Origin of the sequence: Rothia sp. HMSC036D11, from assembly GCF_001814205.1 — a bacterium.
Classification (GTDB): Bacteria; Actinomycetota; Actinomycetes; order Actinomycetales; family Micrococcaceae; genus Rothia; species Rothia dentocariosa.
In genome coordinates this window covers 1-1329 of the sequence record NZ_KV815314.1, presented here as the reverse complement: position 1 = coordinate 1329, position 1329 = coordinate 1, and the positions used below count along the sequence as shown (strand labels likewise).

Genomic DNA, 1329 nt, shown 5'->3' with positions numbered 1-1329 from the left:
GGGTGTGCTCGTGCAGAATACACGAACACACCCCTCGCCAATATTAGACGCTGGTTATGATTCCTGATGATGCTCTACGTCAGTGGTTTCTTGGTCTTGAGGCTCTTGCTCTTCCGGGCGGTTCCGGCCTGTATCCCAACCGGTATAGAACACCCCGATGCTGATCAGCATACTCACAAACATCAACGCGCCCCAGCCTATCCCTGGCCCCATAAAGGTGCAAAATATGGTGCAGAGGAGAAATAATACCGTGAGTAGTGCCCCTCCGATCATGAGGCTGTATTTATAGATTCTGGTCTCAAGGTCCATCAGAGATACCTTTTAGGGGTGGAAGGTGCACAATATTTATATGTATCAGTATAGTTTCTGCGTGTGATTAGCAGGTTTTCAGAAGAACAGTACTCTCACTTGGGTAAACGTAGGTTTCCATAGATACTCAATGAATCTGTGGGCACTCACCTCTGGACGGTATTCCTGGATGCTCAGGAAAACATAGCTTTGGGATGGTTGATGAGCCACGGTACATAAATACTGTCGTCCATAGCGTATATAACCTCTCGCAGGTCTTCCCGCGCGTTCATCACGGCCCACCTTCCATGAGTCTGACGGAAGATTATCTGGCTCATCAGATATGAAAAATCTTGACTGCCGATAGATAGTGTCACACTATTATTTTTGTGATATAAGGTTATTTTCTCTTTAGGGTCATGGGTGTAAGTGTATCCCAGTATTTCATCGTATTGTAAGTGGGTGCTCTTAAACGGTTTATCTCTGTAGGTGAACCCTTGCAGCCTGAAATGCGTATAGGGCCAGCCTCCAACTCGCATTCCTACAATACCGCATGCTATAAGGATGGGATATATGATTAATCCTGCTATATCTGTAGAGTCCAGGGTTTTATCTTCAAAATATAAATAGATTGTAAATATAAATATTGCGAGAGAAAGCAAGGATAAACCTGCTCCCACTATGAATAAAATTAAGGAAGGTCGTCGTTTCTTGGGTATGATGGATTTTGCAAATTTTTCAATATTATCATCAGGCATATTTTCGATATTCTTTGCAATGGTAGAACGTTTACGCTTTTTACTGCTTGGGCTGGATATGATATCGCCAATAAGGTCGGGTATCGCCGATAGTATATCTGTAAGATCAATGAGACTCACAAAAACTCCCTGATTAGAATTTGAAATACAACTGTGACCGCACATAATCATGACCAACCCCAGAGGCAAGGACCCCGCTTTCTTTGAGTTCTTGCCCAAGCAAAACGGGGCCATAGGCGCTAACTCAGTTAGTCTAGTTTGAGTTTTTTCTCATACGCCAACC

General features: G+C 43.6%; 2 protein-coding genes. Both read right to left on the bottom strand.

The window, feature by feature from the left end; genetic code table 11:
- Nucleotides 1-54 precede the first annotated feature (54 nt).
- Complete coding sequence (locus HMPREF2958_RS08215) at nucleotides 55-309, bottom strand: hypothetical protein (protein WP_070697631.1); 255 nt, start codon at nucleotides 307-309, stop codon at nucleotides 55-57.
- 173 nt (nucleotides 310-482) lie between these two features.
- Nucleotides 483-1166, bottom strand: coding sequence for a hypothetical protein (locus HMPREF2958_RS08210; RefSeq protein ID WP_070697632.1), 684 nt, complete (start codon nucleotides 1164-1166; stop codon nucleotides 483-485).
- Nucleotides 1167-1329 lie beyond the last annotated feature (163 nt).